This is a genomic window from Actinoplanes sp. NPDC051405 (assembly GCF_055586185.1).
The window spans coordinates 261,685-286,160 of record NZ_JBVJIR010000013.1 but is presented as its reverse complement, the minus strand read 5'-3'; the positions used below and the strand labels follow the sequence as shown (position 1 = coordinate 286,160).

The window sequence follows — 24,476 nt, the reverse complement described above, 5'->3', positions numbered from 1 at the left end:
GTGGGTGCGGTCATCGCGGGGTAGCTCACCCGTCCATCTTAGGAACACGAACGGGCGGCCGCGCATGATGCGCGACCGCCCGTGCTGCCGTGGGAAAACCCTTAGCGGTACGACCCGAAGTCGAAGTCGTCCAGCGGCACAGCCTGCCCGCTGGCCGGCCCGAAGCCGTAGTCGGTCTCGGGGTACCCGGTCATCGAGTACACCTTGGCCTTGGCCTCCTCGGTCGGCTCGACCCGGATGTTGCGGTACTTGCTGATGCCCGTACCGGCCGGGATGAGCTTGCCGATGATGACGTTCTCCTTGAGGCCCACCAGCGAGTCGCTGCGCGAGTTGATCGCAGCGTCGGTGAGCACCCGGGTGGTCTCCTGGAAGGAGGCCGCCGAGAGCCAGGAGTCGGTCGCCAGCGAGGCCTTGGTGATACCCATCAGCACCGGACGACCGGCGGCGGGCTCGCCACCCTCGCCCACGAGCCGGCGGTTCTCCGACTCGAAGAGCGCCCGGTCGACCAGCACGCCCGGCAGGAACTCGGTCGCGCCGGAATCGATGACCGTGACCCGCTTGAGCATCTGGCGGATGATGATCTCGATGTGCTTGTCGTGGATGAGCACACCCTGCGAGCGGTAGACCTCCTGGACCTCGCTGGTCAGGTGGACCTGGACCGCCCGCGGGCCCATGATGCGCAGCAGCTCGTGCGGATCGATGGTGCCCTCGGTGAGCTTCTCGCCGACCGCGACGTGGTCGCCGTCGTGGGCCCGCAGCTTGACGCGCTTGGAGATCTTGTCGTACACGATCTCCTCGCTGCCGTCGTCCGGGATCACGATGATCTTCCGCGAACGCTCGCCGTCCTCGATGCGGATGCGGCCGGGGGTGTCGGCGATGGGCGCCTTGCCCTTCGGCACGCGGGCCTCGAAGATCTCCTGCACACGCGGCAGACCCTGGGTGATGTCCTCACCCGCGACACCACCGGTGTGGAAGGTACGCATCGTCAGCTGCGTGCCGGGCTCACCGATGGACTGGGCCGCGATGATGCCGACGGCCTCGCCGATGTCGACCGCCTTGCCGGTCGGCAGCGAACGGCCGTAGCAGGCCGCACACACACCCAGCTTCGACTCACAGGTCAGGACGCTGCGCACCCGGACCGTCTCCACGCCGGCCGCGACCAGCTTGTCGACCATGATCGAGTTGAGGTCGTCGCCACGCGACACCACCCGGTTGCCCTGGGCGTCGTCGATGTCGTCGGCCAGCGTCCGGGCGTGCACGCCGGTCTCGGCGTGCGTGTGCACGGCGAGGGTGCCGTCCGGCTCGCGGTCCGCCACCTGCATCGGGATCGCGCGGTCGGTGCCGCAGTCCTCCTCGCGGATGATGACGTCCTGCGAGACGTCCACCAGACGCCGGGTCAGGTAACCCGAGTCGGCGGTACGCAGCGCGGTGTCGGCCAGACCCTTACGGGCACCGTGCGTGGAGATGAAGTACTCCAGCACGGTCAGACCCTCGCGGTACGACGAGGTGATCGGGCGCGGGATGATCTCGCCCTTGGGGTTGGCCACCAGACCACGGATCGCGGCGATCTGCCGGAGCTGGAGGAGGTTACCGCGGGCGCCGGAGTTGATCATGACCCAGAGCGGGTTCTCCTGCGGCAGCGCCGTCTCCATCTCCTTCGAGATGTCCTTGGTCGCGTTGGTCCAGATGTCGATGAGCTCGCCGCGACGTTCCTCGGCGGTCATCAGGCCACGCTGGTACTGCTTGTCGATGCGGTCGGCCTCACCCTGGTAGCGGGCGATGATCTCCGGCTTGCGCGGCGGGGCGACGACGTCGCCCATACCGATCGTCACACCGGACCAGGTGGCCCAGTGGAAACCGGCCTCCTTGAGCGCGTCCAGGGTCGCCGCCAGGGCGACCTTGGGGAAACGCTCGGCGAGGTCGTTGACGATCGCGGAGAGCTGACCCTTACGGATCTCGTAGTTGACGTAGCGGTAGCCCGGCGGCAGCGTCTCGTTGAAGAGCACCCGTCCCAGGGTGGTCTCCACGGTCAGCTTGTCGCCCGACTCCCAGCCCTCCGGACGCTCCCAGGTGGGGGCGCCGGCGCCGTTGTCGACCTCGAGCACCTCGGGCAGGCGGATCTTCACGAGCGCCTGCAGGTGCAGCTCGCCGTTGTCGAACGCCATCCGTGCCTCGGCGTCCGAGCTGAAAACCCGGCCCTCACCCTTCGCACCCTTGGTGAGGTGCGTCAGGTAGTAGAGCCCGATGACCATGTCCTGGGTGGGCATGGTGACGGGCTTGCCGTCGGCCGGCTTGAGGATGTTGTTCGACGACAGCATCAGGATCCGGGCCTCGGCCTGCGCCTCGGCCGACAGCGGCACGTGCACCGCCATCTGGTCACCGTCGAAGTCGGCGTTGAACGCCGTACAGACGAGCGGGTGGATCTGGATCGCCTTGCCCTCGACCAGCTGCGGCTCGAAGGCCTGGATACCCAGGCGGTGCAGCGTCGGTGCGCGGTTCAGCAGCACCGGGTGCTCGCTGATGACCTCTTCCAGAACGTCCCACACGACCGCGCGCTGCCGCTCGACCATGCGCTTGGCCGACTTGATGTTCTGCGCGTGGTTGAGGTCCACCAGGCGCTTCATCACGAACGGCTTGAACAGCTCCAGCGCCATCTGCTTCGGCAGGCCGCACTGGTGCAGCTTGAGCCGGGGGCCGACGACGATGACGGAACGGCCGGAGTAGTCGACGCGCTTGCCGAGCAGGTTCTGACGGAACCGGCCCTGCTTGCCCTTGAGCATGTCGGACAGCGACTTCAGCGGACGGTTACCCGGGCCGGTGACCGGCCGGCCGCGGCGGCCGTTGTCGAACAGTGCGTCGACGGCCTCCTGCAGCATCCGCTTCTCGTTGTTGACGATGATCTCGGGGGCGCCGAGGTCGATCAGCCGCTTGAGCCGGTTGTTCCGGTTGATCACGCGGCGGTACAGGTCGTTCAGGTCGGACGTGGCGAAGCGGCCACCGTCGAGCTGCACCATCGGGCGCAGGTCCGGCGGGATGACCGGTACGCAGTCCAGCACCATGCCGAGCGGCGAGTTGCGGGTGTTCAGGAACGCCGCAACGACCTTGAGCCGCTTGAGCGCACGGATCTTGCGCTGGCCCTTGCCGCTGCGAATGGTCTCGCGCAGCGACTCGGCCTCGGCGTCGAGGTCCATGTTCTGCAGCAGCGCCTTGATCGCCTCGGCACCCATGCCACCGGTGAAGTACTCACCGAAGCGGTCGCGCAGCTCGCGGTAGAGCAGCTCGTCGGTGACCAGCTGCTTGCTGTCGAGCTTGCGGAAGGTGTCGAGCACCTCGTCCAGGCGGTCGATCTCGCGCTGCGCCTTGTCACGGATCTGGCGCATCTCGCGTTCGCCGGCCTCCTTGACCTTGCGGCGCACGTCCGCCTTGGCCCCCTCGGCCTCCAGCTCGGCCAGGTCCTGCTCGAGCTTGCCGGCGCGCTTCTCGATCTCGGAGTCACGGCTGTTCTCGGACTGCCGCTTCTCGGCGAAGATCTCGTTCTCGACCGTGGACATGTCGCGGTGACGCGCTTCGGCGTCCACGCTCGTGATCACGTACGAGGCGAAGTAGATGATCTTCTCGAGATCCTTGGGCGCCAGGTCGAGCAGGTAGCCCAGCCGGCTCGGCACACCCTTGAAGTACCAGATGTGCGTGACCGACGCGGCCAGCTCGATGTGGCCCATGCGCTCACGACGGACCTTGGACCGGGTCACCTCGACGCCGCAGCGCTCACAGATGATGCCCTTGAACCGGACCCGCTTGTACTTGCCGCAGTAGCACTCCCAGTCCCGCTGAGGGCCGAAGATCTTCTCGCAGAAGAGTCCGTCCTTCTCGGGCTTGAGCGTGCGGTAGTTGATCGTCTCGGGCTTCTTGACCTCGCCATGAGACCACTGCCGGATGTCGTCAGCGGTAGCAAGGCCGATACGCAACTCGTCGAAGAAGTTGACGTCGAGCACTTGGACTATCCCTCGTGTTTCGTTGCTCGGATAAATTCCAGGCCGGCGGGGGCGTCCCCGGCGCTCGGCTCACCTTGCAGTGGGCCGGACCGCCGGGGACGCTCTCCGTCAGATCTCTTCGACGCTGCTGACGCCCTCGTTCGGGCGCCGGGACAGGTCGATGCCGAGTTCTTCCGCGGCCCGGAAGACCTCGTCGTCCGTCTCGCGCATCTCCAGGGCAACACCGTCGCTGGAGAGCACCTCGACGTTCAGGCACAGCGACTGGAGTTCCTTGAGAAGCACCTTGAAGGACTCGGGGATTCCCGGCTCCGGGATGTTCTCGCCCTTGACGATCGCCTCGTAGACCTTCACGCGGCCGAGTACGTCGTCGGACTTGATGGTGAGCAGTTCCTGCAGTGCGTAGGCCGCACCGTAGGCCTGCATCGCCCAGCACTCCATCTCACCGAAGCGCTGGCCACCGAACTGCGCCTTACCACCCAGCGGCTGCTGCGTGATCATCGAGTACGGGCCGGTGGACCGCGCGTGGATCTTGTCGTCGACCAGGTGGTTGAGCTTCAGGATGTAGACGTAGCCGACCGAGATCGGGTCCGGCAGCGGTTCACCGGAACGACCGTCGAAGAGCTGCGCCTTGCCGTCGCCGTTGACCAGCCGCTTACCGTCGCGGTTGACCAGGGTCGACTCCAGCAGGCCCTTGATCTCGTCCTCCTGGGCACCGTCGAAGACCGGGGTCGCCACGTTGCTGTCCTTCGGCGACTCGTGGGCCTCGATAGCACGCAGCTGACGCTTCCAGTCGGCGTCCTCGCCCTCGACCTCCCAGCCCGTCTTGGCGATCCACCCGAGGTGGGTCTCCAGGACCTGGCCGATGTTCATGCGCGAGGGCACACCCAGCGGGTTGAGCACGATGTCGACCGGGGTGCCGTCCTCCAGGAACGGCATGTCCTCGATCGGCAGGATCTTGGAGATGACGCCCTTGTTGCCGTGCCGGCCCGCGAGCTTGTCGCCGTCCTGGATCTTGCGCTTCTGGGCGACGTAGACCCGGACCAGCTCGTTCACGCCGGGGGGCAGCTCGTCGCCGTCCTCCCGCGAGAACGTGCGGACACCGATGACCGTGCCGGTCTCGCCGTGCGGCACCTTCAGCGAGGTGTCCCGGACCTCCCGGGCCTTCTCACCGAAGATCGCGCGCAGCAGCCGCTCCTCCGGGGTCAGCTCGGTCTCACCCTTGGGCGTGACCTTGCCGACCAGGATGTCGCCGGGCACGACCTCGGCACCGATCCGGATGATGCCGCGCTCGTCCAGGTCGGCGAGCATTTCCTCGCTGACGTTGGGGATGTCGCGGGTGATCTCTTCCGGGCCGAGCTTGGTGTCGCGGGCGTCGACCTCGTGCTCCTCGATGTGGATCGAGGTGAGGACGTCCTGCTGCACGAGGCGCTGCGACAGGATGATCGCGTCCTCGTAGTTGTGGCCTTCCCAGCACATGAACGCGACGAGCAGGTTCCGGCCGAGGGCCATCTCCCCTTCGTCGGTGCACGGACCGTCGGCGATGACCTGGCCGGCCTCGACCCGATCGCCTTCGAAGACGACGGGCTTCTGGTTGACGCAGGAGCCGGCGTTGCTGCGACGGAACTTGTGCAGCAGGTAGGTGCGGCGGTGGCCGTCGTCCTGGTGCACCGTCACGTAGTCGGCGCACAGGTCCTCGACCAGACCGCCGACCTCGGCCACGACCACGTCGCCGGCGTCGACCGCGGCACGGTATTCCATGCCCGTGCCGACCAGCGGCGCCTCGGCCTTGACCAGCGGAACGGCCTGACGCTGCATGTTCGCACCCATGAGGGCGCGGTTGGCGTCGTCGTGCTCGAGGAACGGGATCATCGCCGTCGCGACCGAGGTCATCTGCCGCGGCGAGACGTCCATGTAGTCGACCTCGGTGCCGGGCACGTAGTCGACCTCACCGCCCTTACGGCGGACCAGGACGCGATCCTGCGCGAAGGTGCCGTCGGAGGCCAGCGTCGCGTTGGCCTGCGCCTTGACGAAGCGGTCCTCCTCGTCCGCGGTGAGGTAGTCGACCTGGTCGGTGACCCGGCCGTTCTCCACCTTGCGGTACGGGGTCTCGATGAATCCGAACGGGTTGACCCGCGCGAACGTCGAGAGGGCACCGATCAGGCCGATGTTCGGGCCTTCCGGCGTCTCGATCGGGCACATCCGGCCATAGTGGGACGGGTGCACGTCACGGACCTCGAAGCCCGCCCGCTCACGGGACAGACCACCGGGGCCGAGCGCGCTCAGCCGGCGCCGGTGGGTCAGGCCCGCCAGCGGGTTGGTCTGGTCCATGAACTGCGACAGCTGCGACGTGCCGAAGAACTCCTTGATCGCGGCCACCACGGGGCGGATGTTGATCAGGGTCTGCGGCGTGATCGCCTCGACGTCCTGGGTCGTCATGCGCTCGCGGACGACGCGCTCCATCCGGGACAGGCCCACACGGACCTGGTTCTGGATGAGCTCGCCCACGGTGCGCAGGCGCCGGTTGCCGAAGTGGTCGATGTCGTCGGCCTCGTAGCCCTCCTCACCGGCGTGCAGCCGGCAGAGGTAGTCCACGGTCTTGACGATGTCTTCCTCGGTCAGCGTGCCCCGGACGATCGGGACGTCGATCTCGAGCTTCTTGTTGAACTTGTACCGGCCGACCTTGGCGACGTCGTACCTCTTCGGGTTGAAGAAGAGGTTGTCGAGCAGGGTCTGCGCGTTCTCACGCGTCGGGGGCTCGCCGGGACGGAGCTTGCGGTAGATGTCGAGCAGGGCCTCGTCCTGCCCGCCGATGTGGTCCTTCTCGAGCGTCGTCATGAGCAGCTCGGACCAGCCGAACCGCTCCCGGATCTGGTCCGCCGACCAACCGATCGCCTTCAGCAGGACGGTGACGGCCTGCCGGCGCTTACGGTCGATGCGGACACCGACGGTGTCGCGCTTGTCGATGTCGAACTCGAGCCAGGCACCCCGGCTCGGAATGACCTTGACGCTGGAGAGGTCACGGTCGGAGGTCTTGTCCGGCTCCTTCGTGAAGTACACGCCCGGCGAGCGGACGAGCTGACTCACCACGACGCGCTCGGTGCCATTGATGACGAACGTCCCCTTGGGGGTCATCATCGGGAAGTCACCCATGAACACCGTCTGGCTCTTGATCTCACCAGTGGTGTTGTTGGTGAACTCCGCGGTCACGAACAGCGGTGCGCAGTAGGTCAGGTCCTTCTCCTTGCACTCCTCGATAGAGGCCTTGACCTCGTCGAAGCGCGGCGCTGAGAAGGACAGCGACATGGTGCCGGAGAAGTCCTCAATGGGACTGATCTCTTCGAGGATCTCTGCGAGGCCCGAGTGGGCATGTGGATCGTCCGTAGAGCGCGTCTGCCAAGCCTCGTTCCCGACCAACCAGTCGAAGGACTCCGTCTGGAGGGCGAGGAGGTTGGGGACTTCGAGTTGCTCGTCGATCCTGCCGAACGAGATACGGCGGGGAGCGTAAGCGCTCGACGTACGACTGGTCTTCGCAGGGCGGGAAGCTGCCAAGATGCGTCCTTCCGAGGACCGGTGCTGCTGATGCGGCTGAGCTGCTGATGCAACTGTCTGCGTCACTTGTGTGCGTGCACTCCAATGAACCCCCAGGAAATCATCCGGATCGATGTTCCTGCAGGGCTCATGACAGAAGGCAGCGCAAACTAGCAGTGTAGCCGCTCGGCTAACCGCTGTCCAGCCCACACCGGAGGGTGCCTGCGGAACGGTGTCCCCGCTGCCTCTGACCTGCGCCTTCATGGTCAGTGCCTCGTGCGGGGCCGCTCGGAACGCGGCGTCTCTCCCTCGGGTGCCGGTCTGTGAGAACCCGGTCGAAGCGGGTGTACCCACAGGACGGCTGTCGCAAGCGCGGAAACTTGCTGATGTCAGCGTGCCTGTCAGCGGACACACAGTCAAGGGTTCCGTCACGGGTCGGTCCTGCGCCATCGTCCACCGGACGCGGCATAGCGACTTTAGCGTACGAAAAGCGGGGGCTGGCCACATTTGTCCGTCAGCCATCCGACGGCCGGCGAAACCGCCCCTGACCAGGGATTTCATCGTCCGGAAACGGGGCAGGCGAGGACCCTTGCGGGTCCTCGCCTGCGCCGAGGTGAAGCGGTGGAGCTCAGGTCACTTGAGGGTGACCTTGGCGCCCTCGCCCTCGAGCTTGGCCTTGGCGGCCTCGGCCTTCTCCTTGTTGACACCCTCGAGGATCGCCTTGGGGGCGGCCTCGACGGCGTCCTTGGCCTCCTTGAGGCCCAGGCCGGTCAGCTCACGCACGACCTTGATGACCTGGATCTTCTTGCCACCGTCACCCTCGAGGACGACGTCGAACGAGTCCTTCTCGGCCTCGGCCTCGGCCGGGGCAGCAGCGCCACCGGGGGCGGCGACGGCGACCGGCGCGGCCGCGGTGACCTCGAAGACCTCTTCGAACTGCTTCACGAACTCGGACAGCTCGATCAGCGTCATTTCCTTGAACGCGTCAAGCAGCTCGTCGGTGCTGAGCTTCGCCATGTCTGGCAACCTTTCGTTGTTTCTGTGAATGGATCGAACTGCCGCGCGGCCCGATCAGGCCTCGGCGGAACCGTCCTGTGAGCGCTTGTCCTGCAGAGCCGCGGCCAGGCGGGCGACCTGGGCGAGCGGGGCCTGGAACGTGGCCGCCGCCTTGGTCAGGTTGCCCTTCATGGCGCCGGCGAGCTTCGCCAGCAGCACCTCACGGGACTCGAGGTCGGCGATCTTGCTGACCTCTTCGGCCGAGACGGCCTTGCCCTCGAAGACGCCGCCCTTGATGATCAGGACGGGGTGGGCCTTGGCGAAGGCACGAAGGCCCTTGGCCGCCTCGACCGGGTCCCCGCCCACGAAGGCGAGCGCGGTAGGACCGGTGAACAGCGTGTCGAGGCCCTCGATACCCGCGTCGGTCGCCGCCCGCTTGGCGAGCGTGTTCTTCGACACGGAGTACTTGGTGTCGTTGCCCAGCGAGCGCCGCAGCTCGGTGATCTCGGAAACCGTGAGGCCGCGGTACTCGGTCAGCAGGGTGGCCGCGGAGTTACGGAAGTTCTCCGTGAGCTCGGCGACGGCAGAGGCCTTGTCGGCCCGGACCGGCTTGTCCGCCATGTCCCTCCTCTCTCAGTGCTCAGCCGCTGGCCGGAACTTCTCAGCGGGCCCGAGCACGAGAAACGCCCCGGCGCAGGGCGCACGGGGCGGGACATGGACACGTTGCCGCGTCGACATGATCACGAACCGTTCTCCCCTGCGCGGGCCGCCCGAATGCTGCGGGACCTTCGACCGCCACTTCCGTCAAACGACAGGAAGGGCGACGACCAGCGGTCTATGGGTGGAACTTCTCGGCAAACTGTACGCGAGCGCGAGCGCTACCTCCAAATCACCGTCATGAGCGGCTGCGGCGCAGACGCCCGTAACCGCCGAGGGCAACCGCGCACCACAGCGTCGTCCAGCCGGCGAGCAGCCAGAACGTCCCCGCCGCGGGCAGGTGGTCGGCGCTCAGCGCACGCGCCGTCGCCATCACCGGCGGCACGAGCCACGGGGCGACCGAGCCACTCAGGCCGAGCACGACCACCAGCACGGAACCGGTCACCAGCACGGTGAGGCCGTTACGGACCGTCCGGGTCACGGCCCGGCTCGCCAGGGCACCCAGCGCCACGGCAGCGGGCACTGCCAGCAGATGAGCCAGGATGCCGACCGCGATGCCGGCCGCCAGGGACGGCTCGGCGGAACCGGGCTCTGGAGAGCTGATGGCGCGGAACGGCCACCACGGCACCAGCAGGGCCACGACGCAGAACGCCAGGCCCACGATCGTGGCGGCCAGCAGTCCGGCTGCTGCCTCGCGGCGGGCGCCGACAGCGAGACGGGCCAACCGCCGCTGGCCGTCCGGCTCGGCGTCCAGCACGAGTTTGGCCTGCCAGGCCAGCACCGGGAAGAGCATCAGGGCGGAGTAGCCGTAGGCCGGGGCGGCCGGCGACTGGCCGCCGCCGTGGATGACGCCGAGCAGGGCCAGGGCGGCGATCAGCGGGGCGAGGGCACGACCACCGCGCACGAAGGCGGCGAGACGCATGCGGACGAGGGCGATCACCGGATCGCCCTGCCGCCCGCGGCGCCCGCGGCGTCGGCGCCCGCGTCGGCGGGGGCTGCGGCGGCGGGGGCTGCGGCGGGGGCTTCGGCGTCGGCGTCGGCGTCGGCGTCGGTGGCACCAGTGAATGTCTCGGCATCTCGATGCGTCGCTCTGCTGGGCCACGGTCCGCCGGGTGGGCGTACCCCCAGGACACGGTGACCGTCGGCACGCAGCCGGGCCACCGTGTCGTCGGCGTCCGCGCGGCGGACGGCGACCTCGACCACGACCTCGTCGCGGTCACCGGCCGGGTCCTCCGCGTCGACGTGGACGGTGCTGTCGGCCACCGTCCAGCGGATCGCGTCCGGCAGGCCGGCGATCTCGCCGCGGTGGTCGCTGACCAGCACCGCTCCCCCGGCCGCGGTGACCTCACCGACGATGCGCGGGATCAGCGTGCGGGCGACGGCGTCGAGGCCCTCCCACGGTTCGTCCAGCACCAGCAGGCCAGGAGGGACGAGCAGGGCCTGGGCCAGGCCGACCTTCTGCGCCGTGCCCTTGGACAGGTCGGCCAGCCGGGTGTGACGGTGCTCGGCGAGGCCCAGACGCTCGACCCAGTGCTCGACCCGGGCGGTGCCACGCAGCCCGCGCAGGGCCGCCATCCGCGCCAGATATTGCCCCGCGGTGAAGGGCTGGTCGGCCGGGAAACGCTCGGGGACCCAGCCGATGACCGGCGGCCTGTCCTGCACAGCACCTCGGCCCGGGCGCAGCACTCCGGCGGCGAGCTGGAGCAGCGTCGACTTGCCGGCGCCGTTGCGGCCGAGCACGACCACGGTGGAGCCGGGCTCGACAGTGGCGTCCACCGTCCGCAGGGTCCACTCGGCCCGGCGTGCGTACCGGAACCAGACCTGGTCGAATCGCACGCCGGACAGCTTGGCACAAAGAAAGCCCCCGGGATGTTCCCCGGGGGCTTCCTGTGGATAAGGGGTGTCAGGCGTCGGCGTTGTCGCCGCGCAGGTTCTTGACGACGTTCGGGTCGACCGGCACGCCGGGGCCCATGGTGGTGCTGACGGTGACCTTCTTGAGGTACTTGCCCTTGGCCGCGGACGGCTTGGCCCGCAGGACCTCGTCGAGGACCGCACCGTAGTTCTCCACCAGCTGCTCCTCGGAGAACGAGGCCTTGCCGATGATCAGGTGCAGGTTCGAGTGCTTGTCCACCCGGAACGTGATCTTGCCGCCCTTGATGTCCGAGACCGCCTTGGTCACGTCCATGGTGACCGTGCCGGTCTTCGGGTTCGGCATCAGGCCACGGGGGCCGAGGATGCGGGCGATCCGGCCGATCTTGGCCATCTGGTCCGGCGTCGCGATGGCGGCGTCGAAGTCGAGCCAGCCGCCCTGGATGCGGGCGACGAGCTCGTCCGTGCCGACCTCGTCGGCGCCGGCCGCGACGGCCTCCTCGGCCTTGGCACCCTGGGCGAAGACGATCACGCGGGAGACCTTGCCGGTGCCGTGCGGCAGGTTGACCACGCCGCGGACCATCTGGTCGGCCTTACGCGGGTCCACGCCGAGGCGCATCGCGACCTCGACCGTGGCGTCGAACTTGGTGGGGCTGGCACTCTTGGCGATCTTGACAGCCTCGGCCGGCGCGTAGAGCGCGTTGGTGTCGATCTGCTCAGCTGCCTTGCGGTACGCCTTGCTGCGCTGCATGTCTCTCTTACTCCTGTGGTAGATGGCGGGGCGCGCCGTTCGCGCCCCTCCCACGACTTCCGTCTGTGAACTAGATCTTGGCGACCTGGTTGAAGTTGAGCTCCACCGGCGTCTCGCGACCGAAGATGGAGACCAGTACCTTCAACTTCTGCTGGTCGGCATTAATTTCACTGATCGAGGCCGGCAGCGACGCGAAGGCGCCGTCCGTGACGGTGACCGAGTCGCCGACCTCGAAGTCCAGCACGCGGACCTCGGGCTTGGCCTTCTTCTCCTCGGCCTCGACGGCCGGGGCCAGCCACTTGAGCACCTCGTCGAGCGAGAGCGGCGCCGGGCGGTCCACCCGGTCGGTCGCACCCACGAAGCCGGTCACGCCGGGCGTGTTGCGCACGCACGAGTACGACTCGGGGGTGAGATCCATCCGGACCAGGATGTAGCCGGGGAAGACCTTGTTCTGCACCTGGAGGCGCTTGCCGTTCTTGACCTCGACCTCTTCGCGGGTCGGCACCTCGACCTGGAAGATGAACTCCTCCATGTCAAGGCTCGTGATCCGGGTCTCGAGGTTGGTCTTGACCTTGTTCTCGTAACCGGCGTACGAGTGCACCACGTACCAGTCGCCGGGGGCGTAGCGCAGCTTCTGCCGCAGCTCGGCGACCGGGTCGTAGTTCTCGTCCGCGTCCGGGGCTTCCGCCTCGGCGGCTGGCTCTTCGCTGGCGGCCTCGACCGACTCGGCATCGTCCGCCGTCGCGACCGCGGACTGCTCGTCGGCGGCCAGGGCGGTCTCGTCGTCGTACTCAGGCACGCTTGCTCACTTCCGTAACTCTCAGCTTCAGTTGCCGAACGTCGCCAGGATGGCCTTGCCGAACCCGTAATCCAGGAGCGCCACGATGGTGGTCATCACGGTGACGAAGGCGATCACGACGCCCGTATAGGTCAGCAGTTCCTTGCGGGTCGGCCAGATGACCTTACGCAGCTCGCTGACGACCTCGCGGAAGAAACCGCCGATGCGGTTGCCACCGCGCCGGCCCTCACGCCTGGTCGACACGCTGCCGGACTCGGCCTTGTCGCCGCCACGGCTCTCGGACTCGTCGGCTGCCTCGATGGCGTCGTCCTGGACGTCGCTGTCGGTGTAGGCCTCGTCCTCGGGGCGGTCGCCTGCAGCGTCGTCACCGGGTCGCTTCCTCTCGGCCACTTCCGCCCTCTTCCGTCGTCGATGGGATGTCGCATCGGCGCCGTATGCGGCGGTCGGTCAAGCCGGCCGCCCGCCGCCGGGCGAACCGGCCATGGGGCCGGTCCGGTTACTGGGCCGATCGGTGCGCAGGGGTGACAGGACTTGAACCTGCAGCCTGCGGTTTTGGAGACCGCTGCTCTGCCAATTGAGCTACACCCCTTTGTGAGGCATCCTGCCCGTCGCAGCGCGAAAGGCAGGGTTCACTACCCCACGGCGGACCAGTGTACGGGTAGGTCCGCGTGATTCCCAACCCGGGCCTACCTCTTGCGGATGGTGGCCCTCGCGAGCGACAGCACCTTCTCCCCGCCGCAGGTCGCGGTCAGTTCCAGCTTGGTCAGCCCGTCGTCGGTGACCTCCTTGATCACCCCGCTGATCACCACTTCGGTGCCCTCGTCGGTGTCCGGCACCGGCACCGGCCGGCTGAACCGCACGCCGAACTCGACGACCGCGTCGGGCGCACCGGCCCACGCGGTGACCGCGCGGCCGGCGAGAGCCATCGTGTACATCCCGTGGGCGATGACGCCGGGCAGACCCACACTCTTGGCGATCCGGTCGCTCCAGTGGATCGTGTTGAAGTCGCCGGAGGCGCCGCAGTAGCGGACCAGGTCGAGCCGGGTGACCGTGAACGTCTGGGTGGGCAGCGTGTCCGTCATGATCAGTTCTCCCCGCGCTGGACGAGCTTGGACCAGACCGTGACGACGGGCTCGCCGGCCTCCGTGGTGACCTCGGTGCGGGTGGTCAGGAAGTCGTGGCCGCCCCGCGAGGTGATCTCGTCCACCGTGTTCACACAGACGAGGGAGTCGCCGGCCACCACCGGGCGGGTGTAGGCGAACTTCTGGTCGCCGTGCACCACCCGGCTGTAGTCCAGGCCGAGGGCCGGGTCCGCGACGATCTGCCGGCTGGCCGCCATGGTGATCACTACCGGGAAGGTGGGCGGGGCCACCACGTCGGGATAGCCGGCCGCGCGAGCAGCCTCCGGGTCGTGATACTCGGCGTCGGTGGCACCGATCGCGGCGGCGAACTCGCGGATCTTCTCGCGGCCCACGAGGTAGGGCGCGGTGGCCGGCCAGCTGCGGCCGACGAAGGACTGGTCGAGGGGCATGAGGCGAAACTACCTGCCCGTCACTGCCCGGGTAAACAGAAGTGGCGGCGACCCCGGAGGGTCACCGCCACGCCGTCGTACGAAAGATCAGCGGGTCTCGCGGTGCAGGGTGTGCTTGCCGTCCCGGGGGCAGAACTTCTTCAGCTCGATGCGGTCCGGGTCGTTGCGGCGGTTCTTACGGGTGATGTAGTTCCGCTCCTTGCACTCCGTACACGCCAAGGTGATCTTGGGACGGACGTCGGTCGCCTTGGCCACGGCGGGGTGCCTTCCTGCTAACGGGATTCACATACGACATACCAGCGTAGACGCTAGTCACGCGGACATGCAAAACCGGCGGACGGATGCCCGGGTTCGTACGGCATCCGGGACGGGTCCCGGATGAGTAGCGGTGGCCGGACTTGAACCGGCGACACAGCGATTATGAGCCGCTTGCTCTGCCATCTGAGCTACACCGCCGCGCCAGGCTCACGATCGAACGCCCTCACCGATCTTGGCGAGGGCGAAGGACGAACCCGGTTGGAGCCCCCTTACGGAATCGAACCGTAGACCTTCTCCTTACCATGGAGACGCTCTGCCGACTGAGCTAAGGGGGCGCGCGCGATCTCTCGCGTGATGCGCAGACAGAAGCTTACACGGCTGGCCAGCCCAGGTGAAATCGCCTCCCCGGTGTGGCGAAACCGCTGGTCAGCGGCCTGTCATCCGACGGCCCGCAAACGGCGCACCTCGCCGGTCGGCGTCTCCTCCGGCTCGGTCTGGGCGCTGAGCCAGGTGTTCAGCCGCTCCACCGGCAGCGGCCGGCTGAAGAAGTAGCCCTGCCCGATCTCACAGCCCATCTCGGCCAGCAGATCGAAGGTGAGCTCGCTCTCCACGCCCTCGGCGACCACGGTGAGCCCGAACTCGCGGGACAGCCCGACCACCGCCCGGACGATCGCCAGATCCCCGGAGTCCGTCGCCATCCCCTGCACGAAGCTGTCGTCGATCTTCACCTCGTGCACCGGAAGCTGCCGCAGATAGGACAGCGAGGAGGCGCCCGTGCCGAAGTCGTCGACCGAGAGCCGGACACCGAGGTCGCGCAGCCGGTACAGGGTCGGCAGGGCCCGTTCGATCTCGCCGAGCATGCTGGGCTCGGAGATCTCGAAGGTCACCTGCTGCGGCGGCACTCTGTACTGCTTGAGCAGCTCGTGCACCTGGTCGGGGAAGCGCGGGTCCAGCAGGGTGCGCGCGGACAGGTTCACGGCGATGGACAGCGGCCGGCCGGCGTCCGCCCACTCCCGGCAGTGCCGCAGGCCCGCGGTGAGCACCACCTCGGTCAGGCGGTGCAGCTGTCCGGTGTGCTCGGCGACCGCGACGAAGTCCTCCGGGGAGACCTCCCCGTGCGCCGGGTGCTGCCAGCGGGCCAGGCACTCGACCCCGATCAGGTGCCGGTCCTGAATGGTGACCTTCGGCTGGAAGTGCACCTCGAGCTCGCCGGAGTCGAGGGCCCGGCGCAGATCGGCGGCCAGGCCCAGGCGACGCACGGCCCGGGACTCCAGCGCCGGGTGGAAGAGCTGGACGCCGTACGGCAGCGCCTTGGCCGCGTTGGCAGCCAGCTCGGCGCGACGCAGCAGGGCGTCCGGGTCGTCGCCGTGGTCCGGCTGCACGGCCACGCCTGCGGCGGTGTCCACGTCGAGGGTGAGCGTGCCGACGGCCATCGGGCCGCGGAGCTGCTCCCGCATCTCGGTGGCCAGTCGTACGGTCTCCTCGGTGCTCTCCGCCCGCAACGTGACCACGAACTCGTCACCGCCGATCCGCCCGACGAGCGCACCCGCGCCGGCGATCTTGCGCAGCCGTACGGCGACCTCGGTGAGCAGCTTGTCGCCGGCGTCGTGACCCATCGACTCGTTGACGTCACGCAGCCCGTCGACGTCGAAGAGAATGACCGCGACCACCTCACCGGGGGTACGGATCTTGACGGACTCGGTGAGCGCGTCGGTGATCCGCCGGCGGTTCGGCAGCGACGTCAACCGGTCGTGGTACGCGTCGTAGCGCAGCCGCTCGACGAGGCGTGAATTCTCGACCGCGGCGGCGGCGTGCGCGGCGATCGTCTCGACGACCCGTACGTCTGTGGTTGTGAAGTGTTTGAGATCGCCCAGCCGGTTGATCACCTCGAGGGTGCCGATCACCGCCTGCCCGGACCGCAGCGGCACCACGATGCAGTCCTTGAGGCCGGCCTCCTGCAGCGCCGGCAGCAGATCCTGATCGGTGTCCAGCCGGGACCCCACCGCGACACTGCGCCGCTCGGTGGTGGCCCGCCGGGTCAGCTCCGGCGGCGTGCGGCTGATGTCGAGCAGCCCTTGGGCTTCCACCTTGGAGGTCAGCAGGACCTCGGGATGGCGCCCGGATTCCGGAAGGCGGAAAGTCGCGTATTCGGCCTGCATCAGCGCCCGGGCCCGCACCAGCAGCGAGTCGATGAGGCTGACACCCTGGCTGGACTCGACCACCGCGTTGGCCAGCTCGTAGAGCTCGGCGAGGGTGTGGTGCTGGCGCAGGAAGTCCGAGTAGGACCGGTAGGCCAGGCTGAGCACACCGGCGAGCACGAAGAGCAGGAACGCGGACCACCAGGTGGCGTCGAGCGCGACGATGAAGACGAGCCCGATGACGATGCAGACCTCGGCGGCGAGCAGGCCCGGCCACGCGACACGCAGCATCTCGAGACCAGCCTGCATGCCCTGCAAAGTCGTCATGAGAGCGACCATGGCCAGCAGGGTCACCAACGTGGTGACCGTGGCCGCCACCCCGAGCACCAACCAGGTGCCCGGACCAGTGCCGTGGACCTCGGGCAGAACCTCGAGCACGATGCCGCCGGTCGCGACGCCCGCGCCTGCCCGCGCCACGTTGAAGGCGAGTTTGTCGACGCCGGCCCGCAGCCGTAGCTCTTTGATGAGCATGGCGGTCACGGTGACCGCCACTACCAGCACCGCGGGCGCGAAGTAGAACCCGATGACGATCGGGATCTCGATCAACCCGAGTGTGACGCCGTGCCGGCGGATCTGGATGTACCGGGATCCCATGCCGAGCAGCACGAAGAACGGCAGCCCGAGCACGGCCAGCAGCCAGTAGTCGGACCAGTCGTCATGACGGAGGGCGAGCACGACGCTGAAGACGATCGTGATGATGGACAAGGTCCCGGTGATCAACCAGACGTACTCAGCTGATCGCCGCGGTGGGGACTGACGCCCTGCCATCCAACGCCCCTACCGGTCGGTGTGCTCCAGACGTGGTGTGGAGTGATGCGGCCGTGGTCCGGCGCCCATCAGCTCCACTCGAAGTCGAACTGGGCCTCTACCACGGAGATGGGCGCGGCGACGGTGGCGTTGCTGCCCACGGCATTCGTTGCGAGCAACCCACCGAATGACAGACCGAGCGCCACGAACAAGCCGGCGGTGAAGCGGCCGAGCTTCTTTGTGAACATCTATGGCTCCTGTGCTGAAGGTGTCAGTCGGGGTGGGGGTTCCATGATGGTGCCACACGCTGAGTACGTCAGACACCGCCGAACGGCGGGTCGGAACCGCACATCCCGAAATCTTGACTGAACGGCTGAGGTGTTCATGCAGTTAGGGCACACAAAATTGAGACCTTTAGGCCCGATTTATCGCGAGAAGTGAGCGCAATTCGCTTCGGTTTGTCAGGCCAGCTTGACGTCAGGGAAACCTGACGGAAGACTGCGTTTCATGACTACTCCCGACGAACTGGAGCAACAGCACACGCTCTCCACCGCCACAACGCGTTACGACGAGCTGAGGATGCGGGATGCCCTCGCGGCGATGACGGCGGACGCCGACAACCCGCCGCTGTCCCGCGAGGAAGCGCTCGAGTTGCTGGCCCTCAGCGAGGTGGTCATCCGCAAGGCCGGCTATGGGCGGCAGGGGATGGTGCGGTCCGCGCGGGGCAGCGGGGCGTCGTGGAATCAGATCGGGGCGGCGCTCGGCACAAGTAAGCAGGCCGCGTGGGAGGCGCACAACCGGTGGATCGAGGAGCAGGCGCGTCAGCATGAGCTGACCGGGTTCGAGGGGCTGGATCCGGACGAGGCCTCCGACGCCCGTGGGCTGGCCGGGCGCCCGGACTAGGAGCGCGTCCGGTCCCGCCGCTTACGGCCGGCCGGACTAAGCGCGCTCGCCGGTCGCGGCCGGGCGGCCGGTCGCGCTGTACTGCGACCACGAGCCGGGGTAGAGCCGGCCCACGCCGAGGCCCGCGTGCTCCAGGGCGAGCAGGTTGTGGCAGGCGGTCACGCCTGACCCGCAGTAGGAGACGACGTCCGCGTCCTCCCCCACCCCGACGGCGGCGAAGCGCTCGCGGAGCTCGGCGACAGGCAGGAAGCGCCCGTCGGCGTCGAGATTCTCCCGGCACGGCAGATTCCGCGCGCCCGGGATGTGGCCCGGCCGTGGATCGACCGGCTCGGTGTCGCCCCGGAACCGCGCCGCGTCGCGCGCGTCGAGGACCACGGACGATCCCGCGGCCGCGTCGTCGATTCCGGCCAGGCGGTCGGCGGGCCAGGGCCGCGGCGTGAAGACCGCCGGAGGCCGGTCCGGCTCATCACGGACCAGTTCACCCTGGTACGCGGTGAGCCCGCCATCAAGCAGCGCAGCCTCATGCCCGGTGGCTCGCAGCATCCAGACCAGTCGCGCCGCGATGACACCGCCGGCGTCGTCGTACCCGATCACCGTGTCGTCGTCGCCGATGCCCGCCGCGGCCATGCCTGCCGCGAAGATCCCGGGATCCGGCAGCGGATGCCGGCCGTCGGCCGGGGAGGCCGGCCGGGCCAGCCAGCGATCCAGATCGACGAAGACCGCACCCGGCAGGTGCCCGGAATCGTACGCGGCGCGCCCCGACCGGCCGTCCAGATACCAGCGGACGTCAGCGAGGACCACCCGGCCGCCCTGCTCCCGCACCCACGCCTGGTCGACGACCGGATCGATCACGTTGACTCCTTACTTACCTGGGCCGTCCGCGGCCTACTTACTTGGGCCGTCCGCGGAACTGCGCCTGCTTGGCCGGAAACGCACCAGGGCGACGGCGACCAGGGCGACGGCCAGCACGGTCGCGGTGAGTCTCGCGGTGCCGGTGAGCAGGGCCTGCCCCAGCACCATCAGGACCAGGGCCAGGCCGAACAGCAGGTGGTACAGGGCGGCGGCGCGCACGCCGGGGAAATTTCGCGCCGTGCTGGCGGGGGCGCGGCCGGTGACCAGCATCCTGACCCCGAACAGGGCCAGGACGAGCCCGATCACGCCGCCGACCAGCAGCGTCGCCGTACCAAGGTTCATGGCCCTCAGTCTGCGCCGCCGCCGGCGCGCTTACCGGTAGTTCGTGAACTGCAGCGCGACGCCGAAGTCCTCGGCCTTGAGCAGGGCGATGACGGCCTGCAGGTCGTCCCGCTTCTTGCCGGTGACCCGGAGCTGGTCGCCCTGGATCTGCGCCTGCACGCCCTTGGGACCCTCGTCCCGGATCTTCTTGCTGATCGCCTTGGCCTTGTCGGCCTCGATCCCCTCGATGACCTTGCAATCGATCTTGTACGTCTTGCCGGACTGCCGCGGGTCGCCGGCCTCGAGAGACTTCAACGAGATGTTCCGCTTGACCAGCTTCTCCTTGTAGACGTCGAGCGCGGCGACGGCCCGCTCCTCGGTCTCGGAGGTGATGGTGACGCCGTTCTCCCCCGACTTGGCGATGACGGTGCCGGTCCCCCGGAAGTCGAACCGGGTCCCGAGCTCCTTCTCCGCCTGGTGGAAGGCGTTGTCGACCTCCTGGCCGTCGACCTTGCTGACGATGTCGAACGACGGGCTGGCTGCCATGATCAGACTCCTGCTGGTGGGCCACGTATCGATGTCCGCGGAAGGCCGCGAGGGGCCCCCGACATGCCGACCGTACCCGGTTGTGAATCCCGCCGTCGGTATGGCTATCCTGTTCTTCGTCGCTGCGGGGGACCGCGGCGGCATGCCCAGGCGGGTTGCCCGAGCGGCCAATGGGAGCGGACTGTAAATCCGTCGCGAAAGCTACAGAGGTTCGAATCCTCTACCCGCCACAGGCACCGTGAACGGCCCCGTGAGCTGCGGAAACGCGCTCCGGGGCCGTTCTCGTTGAGTCCAGCAAGATCTAGCCGAATCCGGCTCGTCACGAGTGGTTGTGGGCGGATCGTGGGCAGGTCGATCTTGCGTGTCACTCCCCCGATACAGCTTGCTCCGTGCCATCCCGTCCGCCGTCGACCCACACACCGTGGAGCGGGCCTGGCCCAGGGCGCCAAGGTGGAGCGCCCTACCGGACGTACGACCTTGGCGCCCTGGGGTAGGTCTGCTCGGCTTCGCCTGGGTTGACGGTGGTCGGGATGGCACCTCTATCCCAGAGCCCGAAGCGCCCCCGCCGGAGGCATGACCTGGATCCAACGCCGTCCGAGAGCATTGGCCGGTGCGCCGGCCGATGCCGGCCGGAGGCCGCCAACAGGCCGAGCGCGGCCGGCCGCGCCGCGCTTGCGCGACGCCTTGATTCAGAAAAGATCAATTCGGCAGTTGATCAGATGCGGATCAGGGATGTGAGACAACTAAGATGAGCCCTCAGGCGGACGGCGACCTCGAAAGTTGGATTGCGATGCCATCGATCTTCTACGGCTATTCCGCTGATCGTGCCGCACACATCGAGACGATCCGTACGGCTGCCACCATGATCGAACAGCAGACCGGCGCCTCCCCTGTTATATGGCAAGACATGCAAACAGAGGGACGGGTAGTCGTACCGCACTTACTGCAAGCAATACAAGACGCAGATATGTGCGTTTTTGATCTAACCCGGCAGAGCGAAAACGTGTTGTTCGAAGCGGGCTACGCCATTGCTAAGGCGAAGAGGGTCTGGCTCATTATGGACACCACGGTCAAAACTGCTAAGGAACAGTGGCGCGAGTTGGCACTACTGAACCAGATTGGCTACACGAAATATCGCAACAGCGCTGAGCTCGCGGCGAGGTTCATCAGCGTGGACCCACTCAGCTGTGACACAACCGCCTACGACGACCTAATCGAGCCGGTGCTGCCCGAGGATCCAACGCATCAATCCTTGTTATACTGTTCAACGTTTGAACCTTTCGAGGCCTCGAATCGGCTGTCAGGAATGATCTCGGATCGCCAGCGACGCGGGCTAGATGTTCTGGTATCTGACCCGACTGAGTCAGGCCTCGAATCGATCACCTGGTATGCGCCCTCCATCCTGCGCTCCGCTGGGGTATTGGTACACTTCGCGGGACGCGAGCGAAACTTGGCTTCATTGCATAATCGTCGGCACGCACTCGTAGCCGGAATGGCTTGTGGGTTCGATGTCCCTGTTCTTATGCTTTCAGAAGACGATTATCAAGCGCCGTTCGACTACCAAAATCTTCTAAAGGCCTACTCAACTGCAGAAGAATGCCTTGCGAGTGCTCGATCCTGGCTCGATAGCCTCATACTAGAGAAAGCGCATTGGACTGCACCACGAGGAAGCCTGAGAAGCGCGCTCTCCGGGCTTCATTTCGGTGAACACGTTGCCGAAAACGAACTTTCCGAGCTTTCTGACTACTTCATCACCACTTCGGCTTATGAGCAGGTAGTTGCATCAAAAGACACAATATTCGTTGGCCAACGAGGAACCGGAAAAACTGCCAATGCCACGCAGGCATTTGAACAAGTGGCCGCAAATAAGATGAATATGGCGGTACTAATAAAACCGCCTGGATTCGAGTTCCCCGCACTGCTATCCGTAATTGAGAGACTGCCCGCCCTTCAGCATGACTACTTCTTCGACGCCCTATGGCGCTTCGTTATGCAAACCGAGATCGCAGCGTCAATTCTGGGCCGGATAGAAAGTCGCGCCTCTGGCGTGCCTTTGGGTGCCGCCGAGACAGCCTTCATCAATTATGCCGATAGTGCCCCGTTCGACATTCGAGGCGACATGTCAGTCCGTCTTGAGCAGGCGCTCGACCACTTATTAGATACGGTAGATGGCGCCAACTCTTCTGCCGAAAAGAGCCGGAACCTAATCAATGAGGCGTTTCACGCACGTGCACTAGCTGATCTGCGCCATCAGTTAGGACCCGTATTGAAAGACAAGAAGCGCGTAGCTGTCTTCGTAGACAACCTCGACAAGGGCTGGGAGCGCGGCGCCAACTTCAAGCTTCTTGCACGACTTATTCTAGGGCTACTGACAGCACGAGGCCGGCTCGTGAAGGACTTCGAACGACAGGACTATTGGCGAGATCGAATTAAGCTGACGGTAGCCATGTTCCTCCGCAGTGACATTTACGGCTACCTCTCCCGCGAAGCGAGGGAGCCGGACAAGCTGCCAATATCTACAATCTCATGGCGGGACAGCGAGACCTTATTGGCAGTGGTAGAGGCCCGATTCTTAACAAACGAGGTGGGGGCAGGTAAAGTCGGGGAGTTGTGGACAAAGTACTTTTGCGAGAACGTTAAGGGCGTTCCCACGCGTGCGCACATTTCCTCAGTTGTCCTACCTCGTCCGCGGGACGTCGTCTACTTCTGCAATGCCGCCGTCGGGCGCGCAATCGACAGACGGCACGAGCAGGTACAGGCGGACGACTTTCTGTCGGCAGAGGAAACCTACTCACAATACGCATACGAGGCTCTCCTGGTAGAGAATGGCGTGACCATCCCCGAGATGCGCGAGGCGCTATACGAGTTCCTCGGTTCACCGAGCGTAATTGCCGGTTCCGACATCTTCGCCAAGCTTCAAACTTCGGGCCTTGCGGATAGCAGACACACCGAGATTTTGGAGAAGCTTATCTCCGTTTCATTCCTAGGGGTTGAGACTATGTCGGATCAGTTCGAATTCCCTCCTGTGGGCACACAGATGGAAAAGGCTCTAGCCCTTGCATCTCGCCTTTGTTCCGATCGAAGCAAACGGCGATATCAGATTCATCGCGCTTTTCACTCGTTTCTTCTTATTACCAGCACCAAGGAAGTAGTAGACCGGTGAATTCGGCATCAGACCCGGAACTCAACCAAGAGAGGAATCCGGCGGACCTCGAGGTTATTAATTGGCGCTCCAGCATCCAGCCGGAGAAGTACATTAATAACGCTGAGGAAAAGTACCAGACTGCACTGCTGGAGCAGTACAAGTCGTACGTAGAAATGGCAGACCGCTTGAGCGCCAGGCGCAACCTCGCCAACACCTTCTTTCTGACGTTAAACACTGCCGCACTGACCGTAATATCAGCCAACATCGGGCGTGAACCGGTCTCCCCGGCGGCCCTCATCGCCCCTTTCCTGGCCCTGGGAGCCCAATGCGGAGCATGGTTCCTTCTTATGCGCTCGTACCGCTTGCTTTCTTCGGCGAAGTACCGCGTCATCGGCGGCATTGAGAACGCGTTGCCTGCACGTCCTTATGCGGCGGAATGGGAGGTTATCAACACGCAGCGGAAAGGCGGTAAGTACTTTCGCCTTACCTGGATCGAGCAGTGGATTCCTGCCGTCTTTGCAGGTTTATACGCAACGGGATTCTTCGCATATTCGATATGGCGTCTATCAGCTGCCTAAGCCATGGTTACGGCTAACGGCTGTCCAACTATGGTCAAACACGGGCGGCGCTGGCAACAATAATCCATGCCCGCACACGCTCGATGTTGACACTTGCGAGTTCCGCAACACGAGGGACAAGGTTCGAAATTTCTTGGGCCCGAGCCGCTCTAGTGGCGAGTACGGCGACATCGTAGGCGCTCTCTCCTGTCATGCCGCGTGGGTCAATGAGCATCCAACGGTCGGTGCCGCTGGCGATCAGGTTTCCCATCGATACGTCACCATGACACAAGCCCGGCGTGTGATCGCTGGCGAGATCGGCCAGCAGGTTCAGTGCGGTGTCGCGTTCCTCAGCGGGGGCGATGGTGGTGCTTGGTCGCAGGTCGGTGAGCTTGTCGTCGGTGAGCCGGTCGCGGAGCCAGTCCAGGATGGATGGCATGCCGGCGCGGGGCACTGGCTGGTGGCGCATGGCGGCGAGCGGCGCAAACAGAGCGTCCAGCCTGATGACTGTTGGGTCACTCTGGAGGAGGCTCGTGCCGGGCAGCACACGATCAAGCACGGTCCAGGTGCCGTGGTCGGTGGCAAGGGTCTGGTGCACCATGGGTGAGATGCCGAGGTTGGCCAGCGCTACGGCGACGGCGGCTTGGTCGCGTCCGTGGGGATCGGGGCTGCTGCGGAGTACGAGCGGACCGTCTGGGGTGTCGATCGCGACGACGTATCCGTACCGGGCGGGCAGCACGGTGCGGGAGGCGGCCCGGTATTGATCGCAGAGGGCCTGGAACTCGGTCTCGACATGACTCGCCCAGGCGTCTGCCATCTCAGGCCA

The 24,476-nt window shown here is 66.4% G+C and carries 21 protein-coding genes and 4 tRNA genes; 4 read left to right on the top strand and 21 right to left on the bottom strand.

Annotation, left to right across the window (positions count from 1 at the left end):
* Positions 1-101 precede the first annotated feature (101 nt).
* The 17 genes from ACZ6S4_RS27560 to ACZ6S4_RS27480 form a co-directional block, all read right to left on the bottom strand.
* Positions 102-3,992, bottom strand: coding sequence for a DNA-directed RNA polymerase subunit beta' (locus ACZ6S4_RS27560; protein WP_433724845.1), 3,891 nt, complete (start codon positions 3,990-3,992; stop codon positions 102-104).
* 108 nt (positions 3,993-4,100) lie between these two features.
* Positions 4,101-7,541 (bottom strand): DNA-directed RNA polymerase subunit beta, encoded by a 3,441-nt coding sequence (gene rpoB / locus ACZ6S4_RS27555; protein WP_465477676.1) that lies wholly within the window; start codon positions 7,539-7,541, stop codon positions 4,101-4,103.
* Between the two features lie 612 nt (positions 7,542-8,153).
* Positions 8,154-8,537 (bottom strand): 50S ribosomal protein L7/L12, encoded by a 384-nt coding sequence (rplL, locus tag ACZ6S4_RS27550; protein WP_465477675.1) that lies wholly within the window; start codon positions 8,535-8,537, stop codon positions 8,154-8,156.
* 54 nt (positions 8,538-8,591) lie between these two features.
* Positions 8,592-9,137 carry a 50S ribosomal protein L10 gene (gene rplJ, locus ACZ6S4_RS27545; protein WP_465477674.1) on the bottom strand — a complete coding sequence of 182 codons (546 nt, stop codon included), beginning with the start codon at positions 9,135-9,137 and terminating at the stop codon, positions 8,592-8,594.
* Between the two features lie 274 nt (positions 9,138-9,411).
* A complete protein-coding gene (locus tag ACZ6S4_RS27540; RefSeq protein ID WP_465477673.1) occupies positions 9,412-10,113 on the bottom strand; it encodes a hypothetical protein in 702 nt (233 codons plus the stop codon).
* Positions 10,110-11,009 (bottom strand): ATP-binding cassette domain-containing protein, encoded by a 900-nt coding sequence (locus ACZ6S4_RS27535; RefSeq protein WP_465477672.1) that lies wholly within the window; start codon positions 11,007-11,009, stop codon positions 10,110-10,112. Before ACZ6S4_RS27535 ends, ACZ6S4_RS27540 begins: the two co-directional genes overlap by 4 nt.
* A 67-nt stretch (positions 11,010-11,076) precedes the next feature.
* Complete coding sequence (gene rplA / locus ACZ6S4_RS27530; protein ID WP_465477671.1) at positions 11,077-11,793, bottom strand: 50S ribosomal protein L1; 717 nt, start codon at positions 11,791-11,793, stop codon at positions 11,077-11,079.
* A 70-nt stretch (positions 11,794-11,863) separates the two neighbouring features.
* Positions 11,864-12,592 carry a transcription termination/antitermination protein NusG gene (gene nusG / locus ACZ6S4_RS27525; protein WP_465477670.1) on the bottom strand — a complete coding sequence of 243 codons (729 nt, stop codon included), beginning with the start codon at positions 12,590-12,592 and terminating at the stop codon, positions 11,864-11,866.
* Between the two features lie 27 nt (positions 12,593-12,619).
* Positions 12,620-12,982 (bottom strand): preprotein translocase subunit SecE, encoded by a 363-nt coding sequence (gene secE, locus ACZ6S4_RS27520; RefSeq protein ID WP_465477669.1) that lies wholly within the window; start codon positions 12,980-12,982, stop codon positions 12,620-12,622.
* 126 nt (positions 12,983-13,108) lie between these two features.
* Positions 13,109-13,181, bottom strand: a tRNA-Trp gene (locus ACZ6S4_RS27515).
* A 97-nt stretch (positions 13,182-13,278) separates the two neighbouring features.
* A complete protein-coding gene (locus tag ACZ6S4_RS27510; RefSeq protein ID WP_360813664.1) occupies positions 13,279-13,674 on the bottom strand; it encodes a MaoC family dehydratase in 396 nt (131 codons plus the stop codon).
* A gap of 2 nt (positions 13,675-13,676) precedes the next feature.
* Positions 13,677-14,123, bottom strand: coding sequence for a MaoC family dehydratase N-terminal domain-containing protein (locus ACZ6S4_RS27505; protein WP_360551777.1), 447 nt, complete (start codon positions 14,121-14,123; stop codon positions 13,677-13,679).
* Between the two features lie 87 nt (positions 14,124-14,210).
* Entirely contained in the window at positions 14,211-14,378 is a 168-nt protein-coding gene (gene rpmG / locus ACZ6S4_RS27500) for a 50S ribosomal protein L33 (RefSeq protein ID WP_067495822.1), read from the bottom strand.
* 128 nt (positions 14,379-14,506) lie between these two features.
* Positions 14,507-14,579, bottom strand: a tRNA-Met gene (locus ACZ6S4_RS27495).
* A 61-nt stretch (positions 14,580-14,640) separates the two neighbouring features.
* Positions 14,641-14,716, bottom strand: a tRNA-Thr gene (locus ACZ6S4_RS27490).
* 102 nt (positions 14,717-14,818) lie between these two features.
* Positions 14,819-17,347: a putative bifunctional diguanylate cyclase/phosphodiesterase gene (locus ACZ6S4_RS27485; protein ID WP_465477668.1), complete on the bottom strand. Its 2,529-nt coding sequence runs from the start codon at positions 17,345-17,347 to the stop codon at positions 14,819-14,821.
* 68 nt (positions 17,348-17,415) lie between these two features.
* A complete protein-coding gene (locus ACZ6S4_RS27480) occupies positions 17,416-17,574 on the bottom strand; it encodes a hypothetical protein (RefSeq protein ID WP_465477667.1) in 159 nt (52 codons plus the stop codon).
* Between the two features lie 259 nt (positions 17,575-17,833).
* On the opposite strand from ACZ6S4_RS27480, the gene ACZ6S4_RS27475 reads away from it, so the two are divergent.
* Positions 17,834-18,229, top strand: coding sequence for a hypothetical protein (locus ACZ6S4_RS27475; protein ID WP_465477666.1), 396 nt, complete (start codon positions 17,834-17,836; stop codon positions 18,227-18,229).
* Positions 18,230-18,265: 36 nt separating this feature from the next.
* Here ACZ6S4_RS27475 and ACZ6S4_RS27470 read toward each other — a convergent pair whose 3' ends face one another.
* From ACZ6S4_RS27470 to ACZ6S4_RS27460, 3 genes are read right to left on the bottom strand one after another with little or no spacing between them, the layout of a single operon-like run.
* The gene (locus ACZ6S4_RS27470) at positions 18,266-19,081 is read right to left on the bottom strand and encodes a sulfurtransferase (protein WP_465477665.1); all 816 of its coding nucleotides are present in this window, start codon (positions 19,079-19,081) and stop codon (positions 18,266-18,268) included.
* Positions 19,082-19,114: 33 nt separating this feature from the next.
* Positions 19,115-19,423, bottom strand: coding sequence for a hypothetical protein (locus tag ACZ6S4_RS27465; protein ID WP_465477664.1), 309 nt, complete (start codon positions 19,421-19,423; stop codon positions 19,115-19,117).
* A 30-nt stretch (positions 19,424-19,453) separates the two neighbouring features.
* The gene (locus ACZ6S4_RS27460) at positions 19,454-19,948 is read right to left on the bottom strand and encodes a YajQ family cyclic di-GMP-binding protein (RefSeq protein ID WP_465477663.1); all 495 of its coding nucleotides are present in this window, start codon (positions 19,946-19,948) and stop codon (positions 19,454-19,456) included.
* 149 nt (positions 19,949-20,097) lie between these two features.
* Between ACZ6S4_RS27460 and ACZ6S4_RS27455 the strand changes: the two genes are divergently transcribed.
* The 3 genes from ACZ6S4_RS27455 to ACZ6S4_RS27445 all read left to right on the top strand — a co-directional run bounded on the left by ACZ6S4_RS27455 (position 20,098) and on the right by ACZ6S4_RS27445 (position 23,671).
* Positions 20,098-20,178 (top strand) — tRNA-Tyr (locus ACZ6S4_RS27455).
* A 518-nt stretch (positions 20,179-20,696) separates the two neighbouring features.
* Positions 20,697-23,111, top strand: a complete 2,415-nt coding sequence (locus tag ACZ6S4_RS27450; RefSeq protein WP_465477662.1) for a P-loop ATPase, Sll1717 family — start codon at positions 20,697-20,699, stop codon at positions 23,109-23,111.
* The gene (locus tag ACZ6S4_RS27445; RefSeq protein WP_465477661.1) at positions 23,108-23,671 is read left to right on the top strand and encodes a RipA family octameric membrane protein; all 564 of its coding nucleotides are present in this window, start codon (positions 23,108-23,110) and stop codon (positions 23,669-23,671) included. The genes ACZ6S4_RS27450 and ACZ6S4_RS27445 overlap by 4 nt, the downstream gene beginning before the upstream one ends.
* A 34-nt stretch (positions 23,672-23,705) precedes the next feature.
* Here ACZ6S4_RS27445 and ACZ6S4_RS27440 read toward each other — a convergent pair whose 3' ends face one another.
* Positions 23,706-24,467, bottom strand: a complete 762-nt coding sequence (locus tag ACZ6S4_RS27440) for a phosphotransferase (protein ID WP_465477660.1) — start codon at positions 24,465-24,467, stop codon at positions 23,706-23,708.
* Positions 24,468-24,476: the final 9 nt, after the last annotated feature.

Bases quoted from the DNA above. Each gene is read 5' to 3' on its own strand.
- rplL (WP_465477675.1), bottom strand. From the start codon at position 8,537: ATGGCGAAGCTCAGCACCGACGAGCTGCTTGACGCGTTCAAGGAAATG.
- ACZ6S4_RS27480 (WP_465477667.1), bottom strand. From the start codon at position 17,574: ATGTTCACAAAGAAGCTCGGCCGCTTCACCGCCGGCTTGTTCGTGGCG.
- ACZ6S4_RS27510 (WP_360813664.1), bottom strand. From the start codon at position 13,674: ATGACGGACACGCTGCCCACCCAGACGTTCACGGTCACCCGGCTCGAC.
- ACZ6S4_RS27475 (WP_465477666.1), top strand. From the start codon at position 17,834: ATGACTACTCCCGACGAACTGGAGCAACAGCACACGCTCTCCACCGCC.
- ACZ6S4_RS27460 (WP_465477663.1), bottom strand. From the start codon at position 19,948: ATGGCAGCCAGCCCGTCGTTCGACATCGTCAGCAAGGTCGACGGCCAG.
- ACZ6S4_RS27465 (WP_465477664.1), bottom strand. From the start codon at position 19,423: ATGAACCTTGGTACGGCGACGCTGCTGGTCGGCGGCGTGATCGGGCTC.
- rplJ (WP_465477674.1), bottom strand. From the start codon at position 9,137: ATGGCGGACAAGCCGGTCCGGGCCGACAAGGCCTCTGCCGTCGCCGAG.
- ACZ6S4_RS27505 (WP_360551777.1), bottom strand. From the start codon at position 14,123: ATGCCCCTCGACCAGTCCTTCGTCGGCCGCAGCTGGCCGGCCACCGCG.
- ACZ6S4_RS27450 (WP_465477662.1), top strand. From the start codon at position 20,697: ATGAGCCCTCAGGCGGACGGCGACCTCGAAAGTTGGATTGCGATGCCA.
- rplA (WP_465477671.1), bottom strand. From the start codon at position 11,793: ATGCAGCGCAGCAAGGCGTACCGCAAGGCAGCTGAGCAGATCGACACC.
- ACZ6S4_RS27440 (WP_465477660.1), bottom strand. From the start codon at position 24,467: ATGGCAGACGCCTGGGCGAGTCATGTCGAGACCGAGTTCCAGGCCCTC.
- ACZ6S4_RS27485 (WP_465477668.1), bottom strand. From the start codon at position 17,347: ATGGCAGGGCGTCAGTCCCCACCGCGGCGATCAGCTGAGTACGTCTGG.